Source organism: Nonomuraea sp. NPDC059194 (assembly GCF_042754765.1).
Lineage (GTDB): Bacteria > Actinomycetota > Actinomycetes > Streptosporangiales > Streptosporangiaceae > Nonomuraea.
The window spans coordinates 1-24,412 of the sequence record NZ_JBHZBH010000051.1 but is presented as its reverse complement, the minus strand read 5'-3'; the positions used below and the strand labels follow the sequence as shown (position 1 = coordinate 24,412).

Below are 24,412 nucleotides of genomic sequence, written 5' to 3'. Positions count from 1 at the left end.
GGCGCCGGCCGGGCTGGATCATTTGCTGCCGGCGTTCGTGTAGAGGTTCGAGAGGTAGTAGGTGGCCGGGTCAGGAGAGGAAGGGAGCTTGCCCATGGCGACGAAAATGTCGGACAGGCCCTTGAACCAGCCGTTCACGGTCCCGTCGCCGCTGAGCTCGATCAGCTCGGCCGAGGTGAAGGTCTTGGTGACGGCGGACGAGCCCTTGAGCTGGGCAGGCGGTACCTTGAGGAAAGCGGCGGCCGTCGTCTCGGCCTCGGCGGTGTGCCCGTTCACCCAGTCGCCGGCCTGCTGCAGGACTTTGATGACCTTGCTCACCGTCGCCGGGTCGTCCTTCACGGCCTCGTTGCGGGCGACGAACGAGCTGGGGAACGACATGGCCGGGAAGAAGTCGGCGTTCTTCGACAGCTCGACCAGGTCCGGCGTGCGCTTCTTGATGGTGTCGATCAGCGGGTACCAGATCGCGGCGGCGTCCACCTGGCCGGACGCGAAGGCGGTCACGACGGTGCTCGGGTCCATCGGCACCCGCTGCACGTCCTTCGCGGTCAGCCCCGCCTTCTTCAGCGCGAGTTGGAGCAGCATGTCGCCGGACGTGCCCTCGGGCACCGCGATCTTCTTGCCGCGCAATCCGGCGAGGTCGGTGATCCCCGACTTCGGCGCGGCGATGATCCGGTCGGCCTGGCCGAGCATGTTCACGGCGATGATCTTGGCCTTGCCGGACGCGGGGAGCCACGTGGCGCCGGGGCCGATGTAGCCGAAGTCGAGGCTGCCCGCGCCGAGCGCCTGGATCTGCAGAGGCCCGTTGGTGAAGACCTTCAGCTCCGGCTTCAGGCCGGCCTTCTTCCACAGGCCGAGCTTGTCGGCGGCGGCGAGGGTGGCCGCACCGGCGAAGTCGGCGGTGTAGCCGAACGTGACGGTCTTTCCACCGGCGTCGTCCTCGGCGCCGCAGGCCGCGAGCGGCACCAGTAGGAGCGACGCGACCAGGAGTCGCAGGGTTCTCATGGGTTGGTCCCTTCGGATGTCGTGGCGGGGGGCTGGTGATACACGGCCGTCCACACCTGTCGGCGGAGCTCGTCGAACTCCGGCGACAGCCGGATCTCCTCGGTGCGGGGATAGGGCAGGTCGACGTCGATGACCTTGTGGACACGGCCCGGGCGCGCGGCCATGACGATCACCCGTCCGGCCAGGTAGACGGCCTCGTCCACGTCATGGGTGATGAACATGACGGTCCGCCGCTCCCTGGTCCAGGTGTCCAGGAGCCCGTCCTGGAGCTGGACGCGGGTCAGCGCGTCGAGCGCGCCGAACGGCTCGTCCATCAGCAGCACCGATGGGTTCACCGCGTAGGCGCGGGCGATCGCGCACCGCTGCTTCATCCCGCCGGACAGCGTCTTCGGCAGCGCGTCGGCGAAGTCCGCCAGGCCGACCAGGTCGAGGTAGTGCTCGGCGGTCGCGCGGCGCTCCTTTTTCGGCACACCGGCGATCTTCAGTCCGAACTCGACGTTCTTGCGGGCGCTCATCCAGGGGAACAGCGCGTACTGCTGGAAGATGACGCCGCGCTCGGGGCCGGGTCCCTCGACCCGCTTCCCATCCACCTCGACGGTGCCAACGCCCGGTTCCAGCAGCCCGGCGGCGAGGTTCAGCAGCGTGCTCTTGCCGCAGCCGGACGGCCCGACGACCGTGACGAACTCGCCGTCGGTGATGTCGAGCGAGACGTGGTCCAGCGCGGTGAACGTCGCGAACCGGTGGGTGACGTCCCGGAATGAGATCTTGTTCATCGGCGCTCCTGCCATCCGGTCAGCCGCCGCTCGGCGAGCAGCAGCAGGCGGTCCATCGCGAGCCCGACGAGCCCGATCATGATCAGCGACACGAAGATGGTCGGCAGTTCGTAGTAGAGCTGCGCCTGCTGCATCCGGTAGCCGAGCCCGCCCTGCGAGGCGATCAGCTCGGCCGCCACGACGGTCGCCCAGGACGCCCCGAGCCCGATCCGCATGCCGACCAGGATGAACGGGGTCGACGCCGGCACCACCACGTCGATGAACAGCCGCCGATCCCCCGCTCCGAGCACCCGCGCCGCGTTGATCAGCGTCTTGTCGACCGAGATGACGCCCTGGTAGGTGGAGACCACCGAGGAGAGGAACGCGGCCAGGAAGATCACGAAGACCTTCGGGGTCTCATCGATGCCCATCAGCACGATCGCCAGCGGGATGATCGCCAGCGGTGGGATCATCCGGAAGAACTGGAGCCACGGCTCGAACAGCCCGCGCACCACCGGATACCAGCCCATCGCGAACCCGACCGGGACCGCCAATGCGACGCCGAGCACGAAGCCGAGCAGTACCCGCTGGAGGCTTGCGAGCAGGTCGCTGAGCAGCGTGCCCTGCTCGATCAGGTCACGGGCACGGTCGGCGACCGACACCGGGCCGGGGAACCCGTCGATCCCGCTCTTGGACAGCCCGATCCAGACCGCGACGCCCAGGAAACCCGAGGCGGTCGTCAGCAGGACGGTCCGCGCCCTGTTCTGGCCTGAGGCGGCCATCACGCCACCTCATCGGCGACGCCGTCGACGTCGGGTGCGCGGCCCGTGCCGATGTCGGCCATGTAGCTCATCCAGGTGTAGGCCGGGTCGCCTCGGCGCAGCAGCTCCCGGTAAAGCCGGACGGTCATGTCCCGCCGTACGTCCGCGTAGGCGGGCGCGGCGTAGACGTTGTGGAGCTCGTGCGGATCGACGTCCAGGTCGTACAGCTCGTGGACGCTTTCAGGGTTGAAGACGAACTTGTACCGGCGGTCGCGGATCATCCGTTGCGAGTACGGGAAATGGTGTCCGTGGAACTCGGCGACCACCTCGGGACGCGGGTCGCCCTCGCCGTTGATCAGCGGCAGCAGGCTCCGGCCGTCGCAGGGGTCGCCGACCGGGAGCCCGGCCAGGTCCAGGATCGTCGCGTGCAGATCGATCAGCGTCGCGAACTCGTCCACCGCGCGGACAGGCGTGCCCGGGACCCGGATGATCCCCGGGATCCGGTAGATGTCCTCGTACATCGCCGGGCCCTTGTCGTTGAGCCGGTGCGATCCGGTGAACTCGCCGTGGTCGGCGGTGAACACGACCGCGGTGTCGTCCCAGAGGCCGTGATGGCGTAGCCGGTCGAGGATCCGCCCAGCCTGCTCGTCGATCATCGTGACGTAGCCCCAGTAGACGGCGATGAGCTTGCGCCACGCGTCGGCGTCGAAATGGTCGGCCGACCAGTACTCGGCGTACCGGCGCTGGACGTCGGGCTTGCCGTCGAACGTCTCGGCCATGGACGCCGGTAGATGGACGTCTGCCGGGTCGTACATGTCGTAGTAGGCGTCCGGCAGCAGATACGGCAGATGCGGCCCGTACCAGCTGCAGGTCAGCGCGAACGGCTTCCCGTCGGCGGCGTACCGGTCGATCAGCTCGATCGTCCGGTCGGCGAGGAACGTCTCGATGGTCGCCTCGACGGGCTGTTCCAGCCGTCCGGCGATCAGGTGGCCGCGTCCGGAGTCGTTGTGCGCCTTGCCGAAGACGGCGTCGCGCACCTTGAACGGCGGGTGTCCCTTCTCCTTGAGCCAGGCCTGGTAGGACGGGTGATGGAACGGGTTCAACGCTCCCGGCAGATGCTCGCCGTCCATGCCGTAGTACTCAGGGCCCCGCTCGCGCCCGATGTGCCACTTGCCGACGTGGCCCACGTTGTAGCCCGCACCGAGCAGCGGCTCGACGAAGTTGGGGAAGTCGTCATCCACCTCGTCCTTGGCGCCGCCATTGCGCTCGGGGTTGACGAGTAGGCCGTGCCGGAACGGATGCGTGCCGGTGAACAGGGAGGCGCGGGCCGGGGTGCAGATCGCGGTCGGCGTGTAGAACCGGTCGAACCTGGTGCCCTCGGCCGCCAGCCCGTCCAGCGCCGGAGTACGGACGACCGGGTTGCCGTAGCAGCCCAGCGTGTCGACCCGATGCTGGTCGGTCATGAGGATAAGGACGTTGCGAGGGGACACGACGCTCCGTTCAGTATTTTCCTAAGGGTTTACAGAAATAGGCACTATTCGACGGCGAGCCGGGGGGACGGGACTACAGGTCGGCGGGATCCGGCCCGGGTGGAAGGGGATCCTGCTCCTTGAGCATCAGCGCGATCGCGCCCATCGCCGACGCGTTCGGCCCGAGATCCGCCGGCACCACATCGGGGGTGCGCCGCGTCCCGGGCAGAGCGAGCTCGCTCAGGGCCGACCTGATCGGATCCAGCACCAGCCCACCGAGCACGGCGAGATCCCCGCCCACGACGACGCGCGCCGGATCGAGCTGCGCCACCGTGCCCGCCAGGACCGTCCCCAGCGTCCGGGCCGCCGCCACGACCACCGTCGTCACGGCGGGCGTCCGGGCCTGCGCCGCTTCCAGCAGATCGTCGGTGCCCGTCAGCCGGATGCCCTGCGACGCGAGCGCCTCCAGCAGCGCCGGAACGCCGATCCGCTCCTCCAGGCAGCCGCGCCCACCGCAATGGCAGCGCGGCCCCGCCGGATCGACCGACACATGCCCGAGCTCACCGGACGCGCCGTGCGCCCCTCGCAGCAGCCGCCCGCCGGAGATGAAGCCGCCGCCGACGCCGACCGACCACCGCACGTACACGACGTCCTCCGCCGAGCGCGCGGCCCCCCACGTCTGCTCGGCCAGCGCCGCGAGCCGGGCGTTGTTGTCGGTCTCGACCCGGGTGCCGAACGCGGCCCCCAGACGCTCGGCGGCTCGCCACCGCCGGTCCGGCGCGTCCATCACGCCGACCAGCCCTATCCCGATCCCCTCCAGGGCGCCCAGTCCGATCCCCCGGTCCTCGCAGATCTTGTGGACGAGCGCGACGGCCAGATCCGCCTGCTCGCTCTCGTCCGCGTCCGGGGCCGAGTCGTCCACGGCGGTCGCGATGACCTGCCGGGCGATGTTGGCCACCGCGACCCGGACCCGCCGGCGACCGAGATCCACACCGATCAGCAGCCCGGCGTCCGGATTCAGGGACACCCGGGTCGCGGGCCGGCCGCGCCCCCGAGGCCGGCCGTCGTCCTCCACGCCCGACTCGATCACCGCCCCGCGCTCCATCAGCTCGGAGATGATCGCGAACAGCGTCGTCCGCGACAAGCCGGTCCGGTCGGTCAGCTGCGTCCGGCTCATCGGCCCTTCGCTCCGCAGCGCCGCAAGCACGATCTCTTCATGGGCCTGCCGCAGCCGCTGGAGGGCGTCCGCCCGTTTCTCCATGTCGGAAGCATGGACCTCCGGCCGAATTAATGTCAATGCTCCGGAAAAAGTCGTTGTCCAGCTTGGCGCATCCGATCATGTAGAGCACGTTGATCGATCTTGTGTTGTCGGCTTGCTCTAGCGTTCCCGGCCACGTCGCGGGCGGGCTGCGTTGCGGTGTCCGGGGGCCGTACGCGCCGGGACGCGTGCGGTCGTTCCCCGTTGCCGTGGTTCAGGTACTCGCGGAGCATGAGGGTCAGGTGGCGTTCGCTAAGGAACAGGGTCCAGGAGTCCTCGGTGCAAGGTGCCGATCACCCGCTCGCAGATGGCGTTCATCTTTGGCGTGTGCGGTGCCATAATTCGTCCACGAGATCTGACCTGGCCTTCTATCCTCGGCGCTTGTGTTCCTACGCCTTCTATACCTGCTGGTGGTCCGGGTGTTCGGCTGATTGACGCTTCTCGCGCGGGGCGACGCCTCCAAGGAGGTGGAGATCTTGGTGCTGAGTCACGAGGTCGCCGTCCTGCGTTGTCAGGTCGCCCGGCCGCGACCCGACTGTGCCGATCGCGGCCGGGTTCATCTCGCTGGACGCCCTGGCCGAGCTGGTCAACATCGGCACGCTGTTCGCGTTCGTGCTCGCGTCGATCGGGGTGGTGCTGGTGCGCCGCACCCGCCCCGATCTGCCACGCGCCTTCCGCACGCCGCCGGTTCCGCTGGTGCCGACCCTGTCAGTGCTGTCGTGCCCGTACCTGATGGTCAACCTGCCCATCGAGACCTGGCTGCGGTTCCTGATCTGGACGGCCGTCGGCGTGCTGCTCTACTTCGTGTACGGCTATCGCCACAGCAGGGTCAGCGGATCTCGAAGCGGAACACCGAATATCCGTACGTAGTGGCCCGCTTGATGCCCTGCATGCGCACGTACCTGGCCGCGACCGGGGCGAAGCTCGGCTCGTCGACCCCGGCTCCGGCCTTGTCCCGCACCGCCGCGACCGTCTGCCACGCCGCACCGTCGTCGGAGACCTGCACGTCGTAGTCCTTGCCGCGGGCCTCCTCCCAGTCCAGCAGCACCCTGCTGATCTGCTGGGCGGCGCCGAGGTCGACCTGCAGCCACTCGGCGTCGCGGTAGGCGCTGGCCCAGCGGGTCTTCGGGTCGCCGTCGGTGGCGTTGGCCGGGCCGAGGTAGTCCACCTCGCTGGAGGAAGCGGTGGTGGGCTTGCCGCGCGCCAGGTCGGGCGCGTCGAAGACCTTCAGGCTCCACAGTGAGCTGAGCCCCTCGACACGGACATAACGGGCGGTGGTCGGCCCGTCGAAGGCGCGCCACGTGCCGCCGTCGTCGGAGACTCGCACCCGCTGGTGGCGTCCCTCGGCGATGTCGAACTCGACCCGGTGCACCGGCAGCGGCTTGCCGAGGTCCACCTGGATCCACGGGCGCCGGTCGTGCCGGTCGGCCTGCCAGCGCGACAGCCGTACCCCGTCGACCGCCTTCGCGGGCGTGCCGGAGGAGGCCGTCACCGGCTTGCCGAAGCTGTGCTCGTCCGGGTCGGGAGCGCCCATGGTGCCCCGGATCGTGGTCAGGCTAGGCCCCGGCGCGACCTCGCGCAGCTGCTTCATGAAGGCCGAGTACGGCACGCCGGACTTGGCGCCGCTCCACATCTTCTGGCCGAGCAGGCCGAAAGTGGGCTCGACGAGGCGGTGCACGTCGTGCTCGGTGTAACTGGTACGGACCAGGTCGTTCCAGACTGCCGACATCGCGCCGCGCAGCAGCGGCTCGCCGGGCGTCACGCTCTTGCCGCCGGGGAAGACATGCGGCTCCCAGTTCTCATACAGCCACTGACCGCTGAGCCCATTGCCGTGGTAGTAATCGGCGAACGGGACGATGTAGAGCAGGGCGTCGTTGGTGTTGATGAACTGGTAGCCGTCCTTGACCGCGGCGTCCGGTCCGTACCAGCCGTTGTTCCAGCTGTTGATCGTCACATCGCGGTCGTAGCCGTCGGCGGTGCCGGTCATCGCCGTGGCGCTGCCCCACGCCCGCGGGTGCTTTCCGAGGCTGCGCAGGTGGGCGGCCATGTCGTTGAAGAACTTCTTGTACAGCTGCCGGTCGGCGGTGTACTCGTCGGTCCCGTAGTGCACGTCCTTGCTGCGGAACCAGGGCGTGAACTCGTCGAACACCGACTTCATGAACGCCGTGGACTCCGGCTTGGACAGATCCAGGTGGTCGGAGTTGCCGCCGTTGAGGCCCAGTTCGGGCTTGAAGGCGATGAACGAGCGGGCGTGGCCAGGCGCGTCGATCTCAGGGATCAGCGTGACCGCGTTGGCCGCAGCGGTGTCCTCGAAGGAATCCCAGGCGGCCCGGTCGTAGGAGCCGTCCTTGGCGGCCAGCCCGGCGAAGGCGAGGTTGTCCGTGGCCAGCCGGAAGGCGGACTGCGCCTTGCTCCAGTCGCCGCCTGGCGCCTTGATCTCGTTGTCGTTGAGGTGGATCTGCAGCTCGTTGAGCTTGTACCAGCCCATCATGCGCAGGTAGTCGCGGATGAATTCGGGGGTGAAGTAGCGCCTGCCCACGTCCAGCATGAAGCCGCGGACGGGGTAGTTGGGCCAGTCGACGGAGGTGCCCGCTGGGATGCTGGAGCGATCGGTGTCGCGGGCGAGGATCTGCAGGATGCTGCGGGTGCCGTAGAAGACACCCTTGGCGGTGGGGGCGCTGATCTTCACGCCGCGGCGGTTGACCTCCAAGCGGTAGCCCTCCTCGGCGAAGCGCTTGCCGCCTGCGGCGTCGGAGAGCGCCGGGTCGAGGTCGAGCTCGATGTCGCCGTGACGGCCCGCGGCATTGGCGGGGCGTCCGGTGATCTCGGTGAGCTCGCCGGCGAGCTGGTCTGCCAGCGCCGACAGCTCGCGGTCGGCGGAGACCCGAGGCCGGACGGGCAGTTCGAACGCGCCGGTCCCGCCGCTCCAGGTCTGCAGGGCGGGCACGACGACGGGTTGCGAGTTGACGGGTGGTAAGTCGACGGGGGGCGCCTCGGCGGCGGCCGGAGTGGGCAGGAGTGCGACGCTCGCGAAGAGAGCCAGGGGGAGCACCAAGCGCATGTGACCTATCTACACCGGTTGGACTAGACCAGTCCATACCGCACTTGATGGAAATTGCCGCGCATGCTTAGTCTGTGCGCAGAAACGCGCATTCTCCATCGCCCCCCGGAGGTCCCCCTGTGCGCAGAATCGCCTGGTTAGCGAGCCTGGTCGTGGCCACGGCCGGCTTGGTCGCGCTCCCCGCCACCGCCCGGGCAGACAGCCTCGTCGATCGCCCGCTTCACAGCCGAGAACGGCACCTACACGATGACGGCGGGCGCCGCCAAGCTCCGCCTCACCTTCCAGCGCGAGGACGTCTTCCGGCTCGAACTCGCCCCCGACGGCACGTTCACCGACCCGGCCAATACCGGCGAAGGCGCCAAGCTCATCGCCAAAACCGACTACGGCCAGGTCACCAGTTCCTGGAAGGACGCGGGCGACCGCTACGAGATCGCCACGGGCGCGCTGACGGTCAAGGTAGGCAAGAGCCCCGCCCTCTTCAGCGTCCATCGGGCGGACGGCAGTCTGGTCTTCGCCGAGAAGAGCCCGTTGACCTGGGACACCTCCGGCACACGGCAGTCGCTCGCACCTGCCGCGCAGGAGCACTTCTTCGGCGGCGGCATGCAGAACGGCCGCCTAGACCACACCGGCACCACGATCCGCATCACCAGGGACTTCGACTGGGACGATGGCGGCAATCCCAACGCCGCGCCGTACTATGCCAGCACCGCTGGCTACGGGGTGCTGCGCAACACCTTCGCGCCGGGCGGCTACGCCTTCAGCAGCCCGGTCACCACCACTCACGAGGAACAGCGCTTCGACGCCTACTACTTCGTGGCGCCCAAGGCGCTGGACCTGAAGACGCCGCTGGACCGCTACACCGAACTGACCGGCCGGCCCATGATGCCGCCCATCTACGGCCTGGAGTTCGGCGACGCCGACTGTTACAACCACTCCAGCCCGACCTACACCGGCACCAAGAACCCCAACAAATGGACCACGCCGAGCGCGGTCAAGGTCGCGCAGGGCTACGTAGACAACGACATGCCGCGCGGCTGGATGTTGGTCAACGACGGCTACGGCTGCGAGTACCAGCAGCTCCCGGAGACCGGCGTCGAGCTGCGCAAGCGCGGCATCGAGATGGGACTGTGGACCCAGCGGGCGCTAACCAACCAGGAGTTCGAGGTACGGCAGGCGGGCGTGCGGGTGCGCAAGCTGGATGTGGCCTGGGTCGGCCCCGGCTACCGGCACGCCCTGACCGGCTGCGAGGACGCCCGCAACGGCATCGAGCAGTACTCCGACGCTCGCGGCTACGTCTGGATGGTCGAGGGCTGGGCCGGGTCGCAGCGCTGCGCGGTGCAGTGGACCGGCGACCACTACGGCACGCTGGACGCGATCCGCTGGCAGATCCCCGCGATCACCGGAGCCGGGCTATCCGGCATGCCGTTCACCGCGGGCGACGTCGACGGCATCTTCGGCGGCAGCGGCGACTCCTACGTGCGTGATCTGCAGTGGAAGGCGTTCACCCCGGTGCTCATGTCCATGTCGGGCTGGGCTTCCCACGACAAGCAGCCGTGGACCCGTGGCGAACCGTACACCTCGATCAACCGCAAGTACCTCAAGCTGCGCGAGCGGCTGCTGCCCTACCTCTACACGCTGGCCGCCGAGGCGCGCCCCGGCCCGCAGGTGCGCGACCATACCCAACTGTTCCAACTGATCGCGCTCGGACTGGCCTGCGCCGTCGTACCCGAGTCGCTCCGAGACCAGCTACGCGACGACCACGCCATCGTGCCGGTGCCGGACGCACCGGCCGTCACGACCGTCATCGCCTGGCCACCACACAGCAGATCCAAAGCCGTCGCCGACCTCGTCCGCACCGCGACACGCCTCTAGCCGATACCCGCTGCACAATCCGAGGTTCTCCCGCTGGTCACAGCAATATCGTCTTCCGGTCAGCGACTGGCGACAAGATCCGACCGCTCATGCCGGATTGACGAAGTTCAGCCGTGACCACCACCGACGACAACGTCATGGCCAGCAACAACTAACGGCCAGCGCTCCTGGAAGGTCACAGGATCACCACCCGGAAGCCCGTGTGGCCGCTGGAGGAGTCGGGCGTAGTGCGGCTGCGGGCGGCAACCCGGTACCGGTTGCAGTAGGACAGGTGGCACAGGTACGACCCGCCACGGATCACCATCTCGTGGGGACCGGGGACGCCGCCCGCGTGGCGCCAGCGGTCGGCGCAGAACTCCCAGGTGTTGCCCACCATGTTGAACAGGCCGTACCCGTTGGGCGGGAACGAACGGGCCGGGGCGGTCGCCACCCAACCGTCATCAGCAGTGTTGACCCACGGGAACTCGCCCTGCCAGATGTTGCACATGTGTCGGCCGTTCGGGGTCAGTTCGTCTCCCCACGGGTACCGAGTCTGGTCCAGCCCACCGCGTGCGGCGTACTCCCACTCCTTCTCGGTGGGCAGCCGGGCACCGGCCCACTGGCAGTAGGCCAGGGCGTCGCGGTGCGACACGTGCACGACGGGGTGGTCGCCGAATCCCTTCAGGCCGGAGCCGGGGCCGTACGGCACACGCCAGCTCGCGCCCTGGACGGCCAACCACCAGGGCGTCTCCGGGATGGATGCAGCCATCACGTGGTCGCGGGCGGCCGGGTGGAGCAGCAGGTGGAAGACGAACGACCAGCCGTACCTCTCCGCGTCGGTGACGTAGCCGGTCTCGCGCACGAACAGCCCGAAGTCGTCGTTGGTGACCGTGGTCGCCGCGATCCGGAACGCTGCCACGTGCACGAGCCGAACCGGCCCCTCGAGGTCACGAGGGAACCCGTCCGGGTCGTTGGTCCCCATCCGGAAGTCCGCCTCGGGCAGGGACACAAAGTCCGTGTCGGGCAGCCTTGCGCCGGCGCGTCCGCCAGCTGCGGAACCGCCGCGATCAACGGAGGCAGTCTGCAACAGCGGCAGATCGACGGAAGCCGGAGAGCGCGGCGTCGTCGGGGCGCAGCAGGGCGCGCCTGAGATGTCTCCGTGGTCGCTGATGGGAGTACCTTCCTTGGTCATCGCCTCCCCCTCGGGAACGCTTGTGCCGCCTGTCTCGAGAGGACTGATGAGAGACTGCGTACGCGGCCCGCCGCGACCGGTCCACGCGCCGGCGGCCGGGAGGAGTCAAGGTGGACCGCCCGCCGCACAGCGAGGACGAACGACCCTGACTCCGACCGATGCCGGGACACACCTCCCCGCGGAAGGGCCAGCCGCGATACACGCGACGGCTGCCGAACGGTGTCTCACCGCACCACCGTCACGTGCTCCGCGCCGGGCCATGCCGCAGTCGCCGAGAGTCGCTCGCAGAACTCCTCGTAGGCGACGCCAGCGGGCGTACCGCTCCACATCTTCTGAGCCAGGAGCCCGAACGTCGGGCGGATCATGGCGTGGATCGCGTGTTCGTCGTAGTCGGCCTGTACCAGGTCATTCCATACCGCGGACAGAGCGCCGAGGAGCGCCGGGTGACCCGGTTCGACCCGCTGTCCGCCGGCGAAGACATGCGGCTCCCAGCCCGTCCACAGGGCCGGTCCGTCCAGTCCGGCGCCGTTGTAGTAGTCGGGTACGGCACTGTGTAGAGCCAGTCGTCGCTGCAGTTCACGATGCGGTAGCCGTGGTCGATCGCCTCGCCCGGGTGGTACCAGTCGTTGTTCCAGCAGCAGATCATCACGTCCCGGTCGTACGCCGTCGGCGGCGCGCCGCGCTCCATCTTCGTGAGGCTGCCCCACGCCATCGGGACCTTGCCCTTGGCGCGAACATGCTGGGCCATGGTGTTGAAGTAGTCGCGGTACAGCTCGGTGTGCTGCTCGTCGTACTCGTCGGCGCCGAAGTGAAAGTACGGCCCGGAGAACCAGGTCACGAACTCGTCGACGAGGTCACGCATGAACTCGGTGGCGGCCGGGTTGGCGAGGTCCAGGAGGTCGGATTCGCCGTCGTTGAGGCCGAGCGACGGGTCCGCGACGATGAAGGCCCGCGCGTGGGCCGGTGCATCGATCTCGGGGACCAGGTCGCTCCCGTGTCGTCGGGCCAGCTCTTCGAACGACTCCCAGTCGGCCCGGGTGTAGGCGCCGTCCGGGCTGGCCAGCGGCGCGTACCGTGGGTTCTCCGACCGCAGCCGGAACCCGTGTTGTGCCTCCCCCCAGGGACGGCCGGTGTCCTTGGTGATCTCGTTGTCGTTGAGGTGGACGACGAACATATTGAGCTTGAACCAGCTCATCATCCGGATCAGGTCCCGGACGAATGCCGGGTGCGCGAACCGTCGGCCCACGTCGAGCAGGAAGCCACGCACCGGATAGTCGGGCCAGTCGACTACGGTGCCGCGGGGCAGCTCTTCACCTGCCGTGAGCAGCTGCAGCAGCGAACGGGTTGCCCAGAGCAGGCCTCGTCTGGAGGCTCCGACCAGCTCGATCCGGTCGTCGATCCGGATCAGATAGGCCTCGGCTCTGCAGGCGTCGGACAGAGCGCGGAATGCAGGATCCCCCGCGTCCACTGACAGCACGACGGTGGCGTCCGAACCGACCGAGTCATCGCTGCGGCTGGCCGAGATGCCGGTGATCTCGACCAGCTCCGCGCCGAGGGTGTCGGCGACGGAGTTGGACGCCTCGTCAGCGGCGACCCGGACCGTGTCTGGCAACGTGAAGGTGCCAGTCGTGCCTTGCCACTGCTGTGGCGCGGGAACGATCCGGTTCAGCATCCGACGACCTCGCTCGCGCCGATGTTCGGTGGGTTGGTGATTGAGGCGCCGAAGAAGTCCCGCCCGCCGTTCCCGGCGATGGCCGCTCCGGCGTTGATCGCCGGCGAGGTTGGTTGCAGCCGGTAGCCGCGTGCGGTCGCCAAGGTGGTCGCCCGGCCGGGGTTGCACATCAGCGGGTTGGCCGTCGTACCGCCCGGATTAACCGGCGGGTTGGCGATCCACGCAGAGATGGTGTTGCGGTCGAACCGATAGCCGGTGCCGGCGGCGAACTTGAAGCTGGCGGTGCCGGTGCCGCCCTTGTAGATGATGTTGTTGCTCATCGTGACGTTGCGAGTCGCGACGGTGTTCTCGTTGACCACCACCTGGCTGATGCCGTCACCGATGTAGATCGTGTTGTTGTACACCTGTGCGCTCTCGACCGATCCGGTGTTGCAGTTCTCGATGCCACGGTGGTGGTCGTTCTGGCTGACGTTGTAGCGGACGACCGCGTCCCGCACCGGGCCGTTGACCGGGCAGAACAGGAAGAAGCCGCCGTCGTTGTCGTGGCTCAGGTTGTACTGGAAGGTGGCGCCCAGGTTCCCGCCGTCGATGTCGTAGGCCATGCTGTCCTTGGTGCCGAACCCTCCCGAGACGTCGTTGAACTGGCCCAGGAAGCCGTTGCTGTTGTACGTCCACAGGCCCGCGTTCCACCCGGCCGAGCGCTCGTTGAAGCCCTCGATGGTGTTGTGCTCGGCGATCGCGCCGTCGGTGGTGTTGAGCACGATCCCGTCGCCACCCAAGCTGCTGAGGTGGTTGCCACGCACGACGACACCGGTGGACGGCAGCCAGTTGGCCGGGGTGGTGCACCCGATCTCGGGTCGGCAGTTCCAGGTGCTCAGCGCGATAACGATTCCCTGCCGGTTGATGTAGTGCAGCCGGTTATCCAGGATCTGCACATCATGGAACCTGGTAGGGACGCCGGAGCCGGTGACCTGGAAGGCGATGCCCTGCGAGCCGGACGGGCCCTTGGCGTCGTCGCCGACCACATCGTGCAGGTAGACGTCCTGGATTCGGTAGCCGGAGCCCACACCGTAGTCCTCTAGCTGCACGGTGATCCCGCGACGGTTCGTCCCCGGGTTGACGGCGTTGGTGACCTCCAGGCCCTCGATCGTCACGTGCTGGCTGTTGAACAGGTGGATCACCGTGTAGGCACCGTCGCCGTCGAGCACGGCGCGGCCCGTGCCGTCGCCGTAGTCGCTGATCAGGAACGGCGCATCCACGGTTCCTGATCCTGTCGGCTTCAAAGTGCCCCGGCAGGTGACGCCCCGGCGGAACAGCAGCCGGTCGCCGGGTCCGAAAGTGTGCTGGTTGACCTGGTTCAGGCTGTTCCACGGCGAGCCGAGGGTGCCGTCGCCTGGATCGGTCGCCGAGCAGTCGACGTGGCGGTCAGCCGCGACGAGCGCGGACGCCTCGGCCACCGAGGGGAGGGTCACTGCTGGCGACGCCGCGGCGAGCAGGGCAGCCGCGGCGAGCACGGCGCCGGTACGACGGGACATGGTCCCTCCTTCTGGCTGATCCGACGAGGTGGTCAGCACCCGGCGCCCTCACTGGCGCCGATGCTGGGCGGGCTGGCCAGGGTGTTTCCGAAGAAGTCCCTGCCGCCGTTGCCGGCCACCGGCAGGCCGGCGCCGATCGCAGGGGAGCCGGACCGGAGCCTGAAACCGAGGGTCTCGGTGAACGTGGTGGCCGGCACCGGGTTGCACAGCATCGGGTCGGCGGTGGAGCCGCCCGGGTGGACCAGCGGCTGGTTGTCGATGGCCCCCGCAAGGATGTTGTTCTCGAACACGTAGCCGGTGGTCGCGTCGTGGTTGAAGCGGACGGTCCCCGCCCCCACCTTCTGCACGATGTTGTTGGCGAAGGTCACGTTTCGCAGACCCGGCTGGCCCTCGTTCACGACCACCTGGCTGACGCCGTCACCGATGTAGATCGTGTTGTTGTACACCTGTGCGCTCTCGACGGCGTTGCGGCAGTTCTCGATGCCGCGGTGCTCGTCGTTGACGCTCAGGTTGTAGCGGACGACCGCGTCGCGCACGGGGCCGTTGATCGGGCAGAACAGGAAGAAGCCGCCATCGTTGTCGTGGCTCAGGTTGTACTGGAAGGTGGCACCCAGGTTCCCGCCGTCGATGTCGTAGGCCATGCTGTCCTTGGTGCCGAACCCTCCCGAGACGTCGTTGAACTGGCCCAGGAAGCCGTTGCTGTTGTACGTCCACAGGCCCGCGTTCCACCCGGCCGAGCGCTCGTTGAAGCCCTCGATGGTGTTGCGCTCGGCGATCGCGCCGTCGGTGGTGTTCAGCACGATCCCGTCACCACCCAAGCTGCTGAGGTGGTTGCCACGCACGACGACGCCGGTGGCGCCGAGCCAGTTCGGGGTGCCGGTGCAGCTGATCTCAGGCCGGCAGCTCCAGGTGCTGAGCTGGATGTTCATGCCCTGCCGGTTGATATTGTGCAGCCGGTTGTTCAGGATCCGCACGTCGTGGAACTTGGTGGGGATGCTGGAGCCGGTGACCTGGAAGGCGATGCCCTGTGAGCCGGACGTTCCCTTGGCGTCGCGGCCGAGCACGTCGTGCATATAGACGTTCCGGATGGTGTAGCCAGTTCCGGTGCCGAAGTCCCGCAGTTCCACCCAGATGCCGCGCTGGCTGGAGGGTGTCTCGTTGGCGGGGTTGGTGATCTCCAAGCCGTCGACGACCACGTGCTGGCTGTTGAACAGGTGGATGACCGTGGCGGCGCCGTTGCCGTTAAGCACCGCCCGTTTGTGGGGGTTGCCGTAGCTTGCGATGGTGAACGGCGAGCCCGACGTACCCGACCCGCTCGTCCTGAGCGTGCCCACGCACGTCACACCGCGCTTGAAGAGCAACTGGTCGCCCGGTCCGAAGGAGGCTGCGCTGGCCTGGGCGAGGGAGTTGAACGGGGCGTCGTCCGAGCCGTCTCCCGGGGTGGGAGCCGAGCAGTCGACGAAATGCTTCTCGCCGACGCCGGGATGGGGGTTGCCGTTGTCGGCCATGGCCGGGCCCGCGGTCGCGACCAGGGCCAGGATCGCCGCGACGCTCAGGTGGCGGGCGGCGAGTCGAGCGTTCTTCACAGCTGCTTCCTTGGGGGGTGTTAGGGATGGCTGCCGGTGGTGGTTCCCGGGCGGAGTGCCTCTCCGGGAGGGGCGTTCAGGAGGTGGTGAGCCGGATCCGCTCGGCTCGCCGTTGACGCTGCTCGACCGGGTTGGCAACAGGGGAGGCGAGCAGGAGCTTCCTGGTGTAGGGATCGGTGGGGGCCGTGGTGACCTGCTCCGCCTCGCCGTACTCCACGATGTTGCCGTGGTACATGACGGCGACGCGGTGACTGACGTGCCGGACCACGTCGAGGTCGTGCGAGATGAACAGGTAGGCGACCTCGCTGGCCTCCTGCAGTTCGAGGAACAGGTCGAGGATCCTGGCCTGGGTGGACAGGTCCAGGGCCGAGACGGGCTCGTCGCACACGATCAGCCGTGGTTGGAGAGCCAGGGCCCGAGCGATGGCCACCCGTTGCCGCTGACCGCCGGAGAACTCCCGCGCCAGCCGGGTGCGGCTGTCGGCGGGCAGATGCACCCGATCCAGCAGTTCGGTGATCCGCCTGCGGGCATCGGACTTGCTCTCTCCCTGCACCAGCAGCGGCTCGGTCAGGATCTCTTCGATGTTCATCGCCGGGTTCAGCGACGTGTACGGGTCTTGGAACACCACCTGCATCCGGCGGCTCAGCAGTCGGCGCTCGCGTCGTGACGCCGCGGAGATGTCGTCGCCCTCGAACAGGATCCGTCCCCCGGTAACCGGCGCCAGTCCGAGCACGGCCCGGCCCATCGTCGTCTTGCCGGAGCCGGACTCTCCGACCAGCCCCATCGTCTCGCCGGGCGCGACTGTCAAGCTCACGCCGTGCAGCACCCGGAACGGCCGGGCCCGCCAACCGCGCCCGGGGTACTCGGTCACCAGGTCCTGGACGTCCAGGACGGGTCCCGGGATCTGGCTGTTCATCGAGACACCTCCACGTCGGCGATCGGGTCCGTCAGGCGGGTCCTGGGCTCGCGGCCGTGGATGACCGAGCGCAGCAGCATCTGGGTGTAGGGATGCTCGGGTGCGGCGAACAGCTGGTCGACCTCGGCCTGCTCCACGATCCGGCCATGCTGCATCACCGCGACCCGGTCACAGATATCGGCCACCACTCCGAGGTTGTGGGTGACCATGATCATGGCCATTCCGTGCTCAGCCTGAAGGTCGCGCAGGAGATCGAGCACCTCGGCCTGCACGGTCACGTCCAAGGCCGTGGTGGGCTCATCGGCAATGATGATCTTCGGATCGCACGACACCGCGCCGGCGATCAGGACGCGCTGGGCCATGCCGCCGGAGATCTGGTGCGGGTAGCTGCAGAAGATGCGCTCCGGGTCGGTGATCCCCACCCGGTCCAGCAGGGACAGCGCCTTCGCGCGGGCCGTCGCGCGGTTCAGGCCCAGCTTGTGGCGCATGGGGCGGACGAGCTGGTCGCCCACTGTGAACGCCGGATCCAGGTTGGACATCGGCTCCTGGGGGATGTACGCGATGGTGCTGCCCAACAGTGCCCGACGCTGCGCGCGGCGCATGCTCCTGGGATGCAGGCCGTTGAGGACGACATCGCCGCTCAGCACCCGCGCCTCACGAGGCAGCAGGTCGAGCAGGGCCCAGGCGGTCTGGGTCTTTCCCGAACCCGACTCGCCGACCAGGCCGAGCACCTCACCGGGGCGTACGCCCAGGGACACGTCGCGGACCACCTCGCTGAGCCCGTGGGCGGTGGGGTAGCCGACTCGCAGGCCGCGCACGGCCAGGAGTGAGTCCTCGGGAACGAAGTCGGGCGCGTGGGATCCCGCGACCGACTCCATGGCGGCGATCGGCCCCGCAGACGAAGAGGCGGTATGGGCGGTTCGGATGGCCCGCTTGCGGAGCCGGCTCTTGGGCCGGTCCTCCAGGGCGTCGCGGAGGCCGTTGCCGAAGAGGATCAGCGAGGCGTTGACCGCTCCGAGCGCGACGCCGGGCCACAGCATCAGTCCGGGTGCGATGTAGATGTTGCGCAGGGCCTCGTTCAGCAGGGTGCCCCACGTGGGGATCACCGAGCTGCCCAGGCCCATGAAGTCCAGGCCTGCCTGGATCCCGATGGCGGTGACTCCCGTGAGGGCGGCGTGGATGATGATCGGGGCCCGTACGGCGTTCAGGACGTGCCGGCCGATGATGCGGACGTCGGACAGCCCTGACACCCGCGCCGCGTCGACGTACAGCTCGTTCCGCACACCCGCGACGATCGTCCGCGTCAGGCGGTGGAAGCCGGGCGCCAGGATCACGCCGAGTACACACGTGCTGAGCCAGATGTTGTTGCCGAACCCAGCCCGCACGGCGAGCAGCACCATGACGGCGGGAAGCGCCATCACCAAGCTGTTGACCCATTCCGCGCCGGTGTCGATCCACCGGCTGTAGAACCCGGACACCAGCCCGGAGGTGACGCCGAGCAGCATCGCGACCGCCAGTGTCAGCAGCGCGCCGCCCAGGGTGTACCGGCCGCCGTAGAGCAACCGCGTGGCGATGTCGCGACCGGCGCTGTCGGTGCCCAGCCAGTGTTCCGGACTCGAGCCCTGGACGGCGTTGCCGATGTCACCGACGTTGCTGTCGTAGGGCGTCAGCAGCGGCGCGAAGATGCAGGCCAGCACCATGAGCACGAGCACGACCATGGCCGGTGCCGCGACGGGGGAGCCGAAGATGCGGCGCAGCAGCCCGCGCCTGGCTGCCCCTGGGATCTGGGGTGTGGTGGGGGGTGTGGTCATGAGAGGCGCACCTTGGGGTTCAGCCAGGCGTTGAGGAGGTCGACGCACAGGTTGACGCTGACGACGATGATGACGGCAACGATCACAGCACCCATGACGACCGGGATGTTGCCGGTGGTGGTTGCGTCAACGGCGAGGCTGCCGAGGCCGGGCAGGGCGAAGACCTGCTCGATCATCACGGCGCCGGACATCAGGGCGATGAAGTTCAACGACAGGACGGTCAGCGTCGGCGGCGCGGAGTTGCGCAGCACGTGCCGGAACATGATCGTGGACTCGGGGAGTCCCCGGCTGCGCAGGGTCCGTACGAAGTCGCGCTCGAGCGTGGCGATGGTAGCGCTGCGCACCTGCTGGGACAGCCCGGCCACGGCGCCGATCGCGAGGGAGAACACGGGCAGCGCCAGGCTCCGCGACCAATCCGCCGGGGACTCGATCAACGGCACATAGCCGGTCGCCGGGAGCAGGCCCATGTCGATGGACACCGCCTTGACGAGCACCAGCGCCAGCCAGAAGCCCGGGAAGACGAGGCCGAGGATCGACACCACCTGCAGAACCCGGTCGATCCCGCCGCGGAACACCGCGGCGGCGATGCCGGCGCACAGCGAGATCGTGATCGAGAGCAGGACCGTGCCGACGGCGATGGACAAGGTGACCGGGATCCGGTTCACGAGGAGGTAGGTGACCGACTCGCCCTTCGGTGGTCCCCATGAGCGACCGAGGTCGCCCTGAACCGCGTGGCGCAGCCAGTCGCCGTACTGCACGAGTGCGGGACGATCCAGCCCGAGCTCTGCCCTCTTGGCGGCAACCTGCTCGACCGAAGCCTCGTCACCGAGGATGATCCTGGCGATGTGCTCGCTGTTGGCGAGCATCAGCAGGTTCACCACGCACGAGGCGACGACGACCAGCAGGACGGCAGCGCCGAGTCTGCGGAGAAGATGGGCGGTCATGCGTCGGCTCCTCTGAGGGGTCGTAGTGGGCGGTCCCCGATCCGTGGATCGAGGACCGCCCGGCCGGGTCAGCTGGCGGGTGCGAAGTTGTAGATGGCGGGCACGGGCTGACCGGCCTGCATCTCGACCTCGACCTTGTCGCTGGTGAAGTAGGGCTGGTTGATCCGGAAGAACGGAACGAACCAGGCCTCCTTCACGACCTCCTCGTTGAGCTTCTGGTACTCGGCGCCGATGGCGTCCTCCGGCGCGTTCTGCACGTCCTTGAGCATGGTCGCGATCTCCGGGTCGGAGGTCTTGAGCGGGTTCCAGGCGCCGTGGGGGGAGACGAGCGGAGAGATGTTCGCCCACGGAAGCACGGACTGGCCGAAGGCGGTGAACGCGGCGGCGTACTTGCCGGACTGCTGCTCCGGCTGGTATTGCTCTGCCGGCAGGTCCACCCACTCAACGGTGACACCCGCCTTGGCGAGCTGGTCCTTGATGGCCTGCGACATGGCCGGGTCCACGTCTGCCGAGGTCGGCATCTTCAGGGTCAGGCTCTTCACGCCGGCCTCCGCGAGCAGGGACTTCGCCTTCTCCACGTCGTACGGGTAGGCGGAGTCGAGCTCGGGGATGTAGCCCGTGGAAGTCGGGCTGACGATCTGGTCGGTGACCTTGCCTTGGCCGAGGACGACGGCGTCGAGCAGGGCCTGCTTGTCGATGGCGTGGCTGATCGCCTGGCGGACGCGGACGTCCTTCAGCTCCTTCAAGATCGTGCCGTCCCGGTCGAAGAGGGTCAGACCCTGCCAGTCACCGGGGACGGTGTTCACCGTCACGTTGCCGGACTTCTTGGCCTCGGTCACCGACTTGGCGGTCGCGATCATGCCGTCGGCCTGGCCGGAGCGTACGGCATTGAGCCGGGCGTTCTCGTCCAGGATCGGCTTGATCACGATCTTGTCGAACTTCTGCAGGTCCGGTGCCCAGTAGCCCTTGGTCTTCACGAAGGTGTACTGCGCGCCCGGGGTGGACTGGGAGCGGTCCAGCTGGTACGGGCCGGAGCCCGCCGGCTTGGTGTCGATGTCGGGGCTGGCGAACTGGCCCGGCGACTGCATGTATCCGGGTGGGCCGCCCAGGTTGTAGAGCAAAGCCGGGTCCGGTGTCGCGAGCCGAATGATCAGCGTTTGGAGGTCAGGGGCCTCGGTCTCGGCGACGGCGGCGAGCTGAGCGGCGAGCGGTCCCTTGGCGGTCTTGAAGCGGTCGAGGTTCTTCTTGGCCGCCTCAGCGTCGAACGGCTTGCCGTCGCTGAAGGTGACACCCTTGCGCAGCTTCAGGGTGAGCTCGGTGTTGCCGGCGTTGTACTTCCAGGACTCGGCCAGCATCGGGCTGGGCTTGCCGTCGGGCAGGCGGCGGACCAGCGTGTCGAAGAGCGGCTGGAAGTACTGCCCGAACTGGGCCTCGCGGGCCTGCGCGGGGTCCAGCGACAGCGGCTCCACGCCGGCCGCGAGCGTCAGCGTGGACGTGGCGCTTGACTGGCTGCCGGTCGAGCCGGTGCCGCAGGCACCTAGCCCGAGGGTGAGGGCTGCCGCTGCCGCGACGACGCTGAGAACATGTCGACGTGCGAACAAGGTGACTCCTTCATGTCCCGGTCATTGCCAGCACGTGCGCCGTGCGCCCAGATCGGTCTGACTATGTGCTGCGGGATATAGCTCTTGAGCATTTCTTGCTGCTCACCAGGGGGAATGGTATGACTCTATGCACATAGATATGTGAGGTGCAATATCTTGAACAAACTTGCCTGCATCATCCTCGGGCGGCTCGTCACCCAGCCCATGGCGGGCTACGACCTGTACAAGTGGCTGTCGAAGGAGGCACCGTACTTCGGGTACACGCCGCAGCCGTCGCAGATCTACCGCCAGCTCAACGAGTGCCTGGCGAAGGGTTGGGTGGAGGCTACTCTCGACGTGAGGGATGCCGGGCCGGACGCGAAGGTCTACCGGCTGACCGACGAGGGCGTGGCCGCCTTCCGGGCGTGGGCGGAGTCCGCGTACACGCCGACCGAGCGTCCACTCGAAGCCGACTTCCAGATGCGCATGCTTCTGGCCGGGGTGTTGGGACCTGAGACGGCCTTGGAGATCCTGCGCACGGAGCTGGAGTTCCGTCGCGAACAGCAGGTCGACAGCCGGCCTTACGACGTCGGCGCGGACGTCACCGACGCCGCGGTGCCCATCGATGTCGCCTGGCAGCAGGAGCTGGTCCGGCTGGTTGGCGAACGCTCCTATCTGCTCGGCCAGACGAACCTCGCGTGGCTGGAGATGGCCTCGGCCCGGCTGGGCGCGCTCATCGACGCCCGGCGCGGCAGCGACACCGCGTCCCCAGATCTGGAGGCCTGAGGGTCATGCGCATCATCTACGTCGACGTCGACACGCTCCGTCCGGACCATACCGGTCCGTACGGCTACCAGCGGGCGATCACGCCACGGCTGGACGCCTTCGCCGAGGATGCGGCGGTCCTCGACCGGTATTACGTTTCCGACTCCCCGTGCATGCCCTCGCGTACGGCGCTGACCAGCGGCCAGTTCGGCATCACCAACGGCGTGGTCGGTCATTTCGGCAGTGCGGCGCGATTCCGGATCGATGCCGGGCACGGCCTGGAGCCTGGTCGTCCCCTGCTGGGGCAGCACCTCGGCGCGCACGGTTACCTGACGGCGAGCATCTCGTCGTTCGCCGAGCGACACCGGGCGTGGTACTGGCTGGGGAACTTCCGCGAGTCGATCCGCGCCACCATGGATGTGGGCGACGAGCCGGCCGACATCCTCACCGACACCGCGTGCGAGTGGATCACCCAGCACAAGGACGAGACCGACTGGTACCTCCACATCACCTACTGGGACCCGCACATGGACTACTTCCATGATGAGGAGTGGACAAAGCGAGCGCGTGAGCTGGGGCCGCCGCCGGCCTGGCCGGACCAGGAGGCCATCGACGGGCACGCCGAGATCTACGGGCCCCGCTCGGCGCTGGACTTCATGTACTCGGACGGGATGATCGAGAACCGGGCCCCGCACAACGCGCCCCAGGCGATCCGCACCAGGGCGGACTACGAGAAGCTCATCGACGGGTACGACGGGGCGATCCACTACTGGGATCACCACTTCGGCAGGCTGCTGGACTGCCTGCAGGACCTCGGCATCTACGACGACGTCGCGGTGATCGTTAGCGCCGACCACGGCGAGAGCTTCGGGGAGCAGGGCTCGTACGCCGAGCACGGGCTGGCCAACGAGCCGACTCATCGGGTACCGATGATCATCCGCTGGCCGGGCCTCACCGACGGGGCCGGCGGCACGGTCCGCAACGATGCGCTGCTGTACAACATCGACTACGCACCCACCCTGTGCGACCTGCTCGGGCTGCCGGTCCCCGCCAAGTGGCAGGGCCGCAGCTTCGCGCCGGCGCTGCGCGGGCAGCCGATCGAGCCGCGCGACTACCTGGTGCTCGGCCACGGCGCGCACACCTTCCAGCGTGCGGTGCGCGACCGGGACCACCTTTACATCCGCACTTACCATCCCGGTGCGTTCCGGGCCGAGTGGGAGTCGCTGTTCGACGTCACGAACGACCCCTACCTGACCCGCAACCTGGTCGACGAGCGGCCCGATCTGGTCACCCTGATGCGATCGCGGCTGATGGAGTGGTGGCATGACTACGCCGGACGGCCCGGGTGCCCTCCGGACCCGCTGCAGACCGCCCTGCAGCAGGGCCCGGTGCTCTACAACGACCCCGAGATCTACATGGAGCACCTGCGCAGTACCGGCAGGGCCCACCTCGCCAAGGACCTCCACGCCCGGCTCAACCCGGGAGTCGGCACGGTCGCCACGTCGTGGGAGGCGCCTGCGCCGGCCCAGGACACCGGCAAGATCGGGCCGCGGCCCGAGCGGGTCATCCCCGACACGCGCGTCGAGCTGTTCCAGCCATCGCTGACCTGAGCGCCTATGGACGATGGCTCGACTGACAATCACGCCGACCGGACCGACCAGCTTCCACTCGTGACCACTCAGCCCGTGCGTGAGCCCGCCCTCGCCATCGACGTCGGCGGTACCACCATCAAGGCCGAACCGGTGATCGTGGCGGAACGGTGGGTGCTGGCCGCGTGTCGACGCGCCAACTGTCGAACGTCGGCTAATTGAGCCAGCCCGTGCGCAGGGTATTAAGCCACTTAAGTGTGGTGCTCACGAAGGACAGCGGGGCCTTTTGGGCGTTATGCGTTGGATGAGAGTTCCCGGCCTGGTCTTGGGATCGGTGTGACCACGGGGTGATCTGCCCTGTTGCGAGACGGTCTGCGATGGTGTTCGATGCCGCGTTGCCGACGAAGGAGCCAAGGGGGCATCGAACACCCCCAGTGTCTGTTCCGACCGAACCTTGCAGGGCTGAGTGTGCTGACCTGCGGGTTGCAAAGTAGGCCCGAACAGCGACCGCCGATCTCGTTCGGACCTACTTTGCACTTTCGGGGGGCGTCGGCCGAGTGTCCGCTCCCGCATACTCCGTGCCGTAGGCCGTTACTTCACGACCCGGAACCGCAGGTGCGTGACCGCGTCCGAGGCGACCACCTGCGTGCGCATCAACTCGATGTGGC

At 68.2% G+C, this 24,412-nt stretch carries 19 protein-coding genes; 4 read left to right on the top strand and 15 right to left on the bottom strand.

What is annotated here, in order from left to right; translation table 11 throughout:
* Nucleotides 1-18 precede the first annotated feature (18 nt).
* The 5 genes from ACFXJ8_RS38730 to ACFXJ8_RS38710 all read right to left on the bottom strand — a co-directional run bounded on the left by ACFXJ8_RS38730 (nt 19) and on the right by ACFXJ8_RS38710 (nt 5,245).
* A complete protein-coding gene (locus tag ACFXJ8_RS38730) occupies nt 19-1,002 on the bottom strand; it encodes an aliphatic sulfonate ABC transporter substrate-binding protein (protein WP_379649719.1) in 984 nt (327 codons plus the stop codon).
* Nucleotides 999-1,775, bottom strand: coding sequence for an ABC transporter ATP-binding protein (locus ACFXJ8_RS38725; RefSeq protein ID WP_379649717.1), 777 nt, complete (start codon nt 1,773-1,775; stop codon nt 999-1,001). Before ACFXJ8_RS38725 ends, ACFXJ8_RS38730 begins: the two co-directional genes overlap by 4 nt.
* Entirely contained in the window at nt 1,772-2,536 is a 765-nt protein-coding gene (locus ACFXJ8_RS38720; RefSeq protein ID WP_379649715.1) for an ABC transporter permease, read from the bottom strand. Before ACFXJ8_RS38720 ends, ACFXJ8_RS38725 begins: the two co-directional genes overlap by 4 nt.
* Nucleotides 2,536-4,005, bottom strand: a complete 1,470-nt coding sequence (locus ACFXJ8_RS38715; RefSeq protein ID WP_379649713.1) for a sulfatase-like hydrolase/transferase — start codon at nt 4,003-4,005, stop codon at nt 2,536-2,538. The genes ACFXJ8_RS38720 and ACFXJ8_RS38715 overlap by 1 nt, the downstream gene beginning before the upstream one ends.
* 73 nt (nt 4,006-4,078) lie before the next feature.
* Nucleotides 4,079-5,245 carry an ROK family protein gene (locus tag ACFXJ8_RS38710; protein WP_379649711.1) on the bottom strand — a complete coding sequence of 389 codons (1,167 nt, stop codon included), beginning with the start codon at nt 5,243-5,245 and terminating at the stop codon, nt 4,079-4,081.
* Between the two features lie 534 nt (nt 5,246-5,779).
* Between ACFXJ8_RS38710 and ACFXJ8_RS38705 the strand changes: the two genes are divergently transcribed.
* Nucleotides 5,780-6,112, top strand: a complete 333-nt coding sequence (locus ACFXJ8_RS38705) for an amino acid permease C-terminal domain-containing protein (RefSeq protein ID WP_379649709.1) — start codon at nt 5,780-5,782, stop codon at nt 6,110-6,112.
* Here ACFXJ8_RS38705 and ACFXJ8_RS38700 read toward each other — a convergent pair.
* Nucleotides 6,072-8,303, bottom strand: a complete 2,232-nt coding sequence (locus ACFXJ8_RS38700) for a discoidin domain-containing protein (RefSeq protein ID WP_379649707.1) — start codon at nt 8,301-8,303, stop codon at nt 6,072-6,074. The genes ACFXJ8_RS38705 and ACFXJ8_RS38700 overlap by 41 nt on opposite strands.
* Nucleotides 8,304-8,549: 246 nt before the next feature.
* Between ACFXJ8_RS38700 and ACFXJ8_RS38695 the strand changes: the two genes are divergently transcribed.
* Nucleotides 8,550-10,175, top strand: coding sequence for a TIM-barrel domain-containing protein (locus ACFXJ8_RS38695; RefSeq protein WP_379649705.1), 1,626 nt, complete (start codon nt 8,550-8,552; stop codon nt 10,173-10,175).
* Nucleotides 10,176-10,350: 175 nt separating this feature from the next.
* Here the strand turns inward: ACFXJ8_RS38695 and ACFXJ8_RS38690 are convergent, their stop codons facing one another.
* The 9 genes from ACFXJ8_RS38690 to ACFXJ8_RS38650 all read right to left on the bottom strand — a co-directional run bounded on the left by ACFXJ8_RS38690 (nt 10,351) and on the right by ACFXJ8_RS38650 (nt 21,411).
* Nucleotides 10,351-11,163: a formylglycine-generating enzyme family protein gene (locus tag ACFXJ8_RS38690; protein ID WP_379649703.1), complete on the bottom strand. Its 813-nt coding sequence runs from the start codon at nt 11,161-11,163 to the stop codon at nt 10,351-10,353.
* 407 nt (nt 11,164-11,570) lie between these two features.
* Entirely contained in the window at nt 11,571-11,711 is a 141-nt protein-coding gene (locus tag ACFXJ8_RS38685; RefSeq protein ID WP_379649700.1) for a hypothetical protein, read from the bottom strand.
* A complete protein-coding gene (locus ACFXJ8_RS38680) occupies nt 11,708-13,018 on the bottom strand; it encodes a family 20 glycosylhydrolase (protein ID WP_379649698.1) in 1,311 nt (436 codons plus the stop codon). Before ACFXJ8_RS38680 ends, ACFXJ8_RS38685 begins: the two co-directional genes overlap by 4 nt.
* A complete protein-coding gene (locus ACFXJ8_RS38675) occupies nt 13,012-14,553 on the bottom strand; it encodes a hypothetical protein (protein WP_379649696.1) in 1,542 nt (513 codons plus the stop codon). The genes ACFXJ8_RS38680 and ACFXJ8_RS38675 overlap by 7 nt, the downstream gene beginning before the upstream one ends.
* Nucleotides 14,554-14,585: 32 nt before the next feature.
* Nucleotides 14,586-16,139, bottom strand: a complete 1,554-nt coding sequence (locus ACFXJ8_RS38670; RefSeq protein ID WP_379649695.1) for a hypothetical protein — start codon at nt 16,137-16,139, stop codon at nt 14,586-14,588.
* A 76-nt stretch (nt 16,140-16,215) separates the two neighbouring features.
* Nucleotides 16,216-17,055: an ATP-binding cassette domain-containing protein gene (locus tag ACFXJ8_RS38665; RefSeq protein WP_379649693.1), complete on the bottom strand. Its 840-nt coding sequence runs from the start codon at nt 17,053-17,055 to the stop codon at nt 16,216-16,218.
* Complete coding sequence (locus tag ACFXJ8_RS38660) at nt 17,052-18,866, bottom strand: dipeptide/oligopeptide/nickel ABC transporter permease/ATP-binding protein (RefSeq protein ID WP_379649691.1); 1,815 nt, start codon at nt 18,864-18,866, stop codon at nt 17,052-17,054. The genes ACFXJ8_RS38665 and ACFXJ8_RS38660 overlap by 4 nt, the downstream gene beginning before the upstream one ends.
* The gene (locus ACFXJ8_RS38655; RefSeq protein WP_379649689.1) at nt 18,863-19,810 is read right to left on the bottom strand and encodes an ABC transporter permease; all 948 of its coding nucleotides are present in this window, start codon (nt 19,808-19,810) and stop codon (nt 18,863-18,865) included. The genes ACFXJ8_RS38660 and ACFXJ8_RS38655 overlap by 4 nt, the downstream gene beginning before the upstream one ends.
* Before the next feature lie 68 nt (nt 19,811-19,878).
* Nucleotides 19,879-21,411, bottom strand: coding sequence for an ABC transporter substrate-binding protein (locus tag ACFXJ8_RS38650; protein WP_379649687.1), 1,533 nt, complete (start codon nt 21,409-21,411; stop codon nt 19,879-19,881).
* 156 nt (nt 21,412-21,567) lie between these two features.
* Here ACFXJ8_RS38650 and ACFXJ8_RS38645 point away from each other — a divergent pair, with 156 nt between their 5' ends.
* Both ACFXJ8_RS38645 and ACFXJ8_RS38640 read left to right on the top strand, forming a co-directional pair.
* Nucleotides 21,568-22,176: a PadR family transcriptional regulator gene (locus ACFXJ8_RS38645; RefSeq protein WP_379649685.1), complete on the top strand. Its 609-nt coding sequence runs from the start codon at nt 21,568-21,570 to the stop codon at nt 22,174-22,176.
* A 5-nt stretch (nt 22,177-22,181) separates the two neighbouring features.
* Nucleotides 22,182-23,765: a sulfatase gene (locus tag ACFXJ8_RS38640; protein WP_379649683.1), complete on the top strand. Its 1,584-nt coding sequence runs from the start codon at nt 22,182-22,184 to the stop codon at nt 23,763-23,765.
* Nucleotides 23,766-24,412 lie beyond the last annotated feature (647 nt).

Coding starts and splice junctions, on each gene's coding strand:
- ACFXJ8_RS38730 (WP_379649719.1), bottom strand. CDS start 1,002: ATGAGAACCCTGCGACTCCTGGTCGCGTCGCTCCTACTGGTGCCGCTC.
- ACFXJ8_RS38725 (WP_379649717.1), bottom strand. CDS start 1,775: ATGAACAAGATCTCATTCCGGGACGTCACCCACCGGTTCGCGACGTTC.
- ACFXJ8_RS38720 (WP_379649715.1), bottom strand. CDS start 2,536: ATGGCCGCCTCAGGCCAGAACAGGGCGCGGACCGTCCTGCTGACGACC.
- ACFXJ8_RS38710 (WP_379649711.1), bottom strand. CDS start 5,245: ATGGAGAAACGGGCGGACGCCCTCCAGCGGCTGCGGCAGGCCCATGAA.
- ACFXJ8_RS38700 (WP_379649707.1), bottom strand. CDS start 8,303: ATGCGCTTGGTGCTCCCCCTGGCTCTCTTCGCGAGCGTCGCACTCCTG.
- ACFXJ8_RS38695 (WP_379649705.1), top strand. CDS start 8,550: ATGACGGCGGGCGCCGCCAAGCTCCGCCTCACCTTCCAGCGCGAGGAC.
- ACFXJ8_RS38685 (WP_379649700.1), bottom strand. CDS start 11,711: ATGATCCGCCCGACGTTCGGGCTCCTGGCTCAGAAGATGTGGAGCGGT.
- ACFXJ8_RS38680 (WP_379649698.1), bottom strand. CDS start 13,018: ATGCTGAACCGGATCGTTCCCGCGCCACAGCAGTGGCAAGGCACGACT.
- ACFXJ8_RS38675 (WP_379649696.1), bottom strand. CDS start 14,553: ATGTCCCGTCGTACCGGCGCCGTGCTCGCCGCGGCTGCCCTGCTCGCC.
- ACFXJ8_RS38665 (WP_379649693.1), bottom strand. CDS start 17,055: ATGAACAGCCAGATCCCGGGACCCGTCCTGGACGTCCAGGACCTGGTG.
- ACFXJ8_RS38660 (WP_379649691.1), bottom strand. CDS start 18,866: ATGACCACACCCCCCACCACACCCCAGATCCCAGGGGCAGCCAGGCGC.
- ACFXJ8_RS38655 (WP_379649689.1), bottom strand. CDS start 19,810: ATGACCGCCCATCTTCTCCGCAGACTCGGCGCTGCCGTCCTGCTGGTC.
- ACFXJ8_RS38640 (WP_379649683.1), top strand. CDS start 22,182: ATGCGCATCATCTACGTCGACGTCGACACGCTCCGTCCGGACCATACC.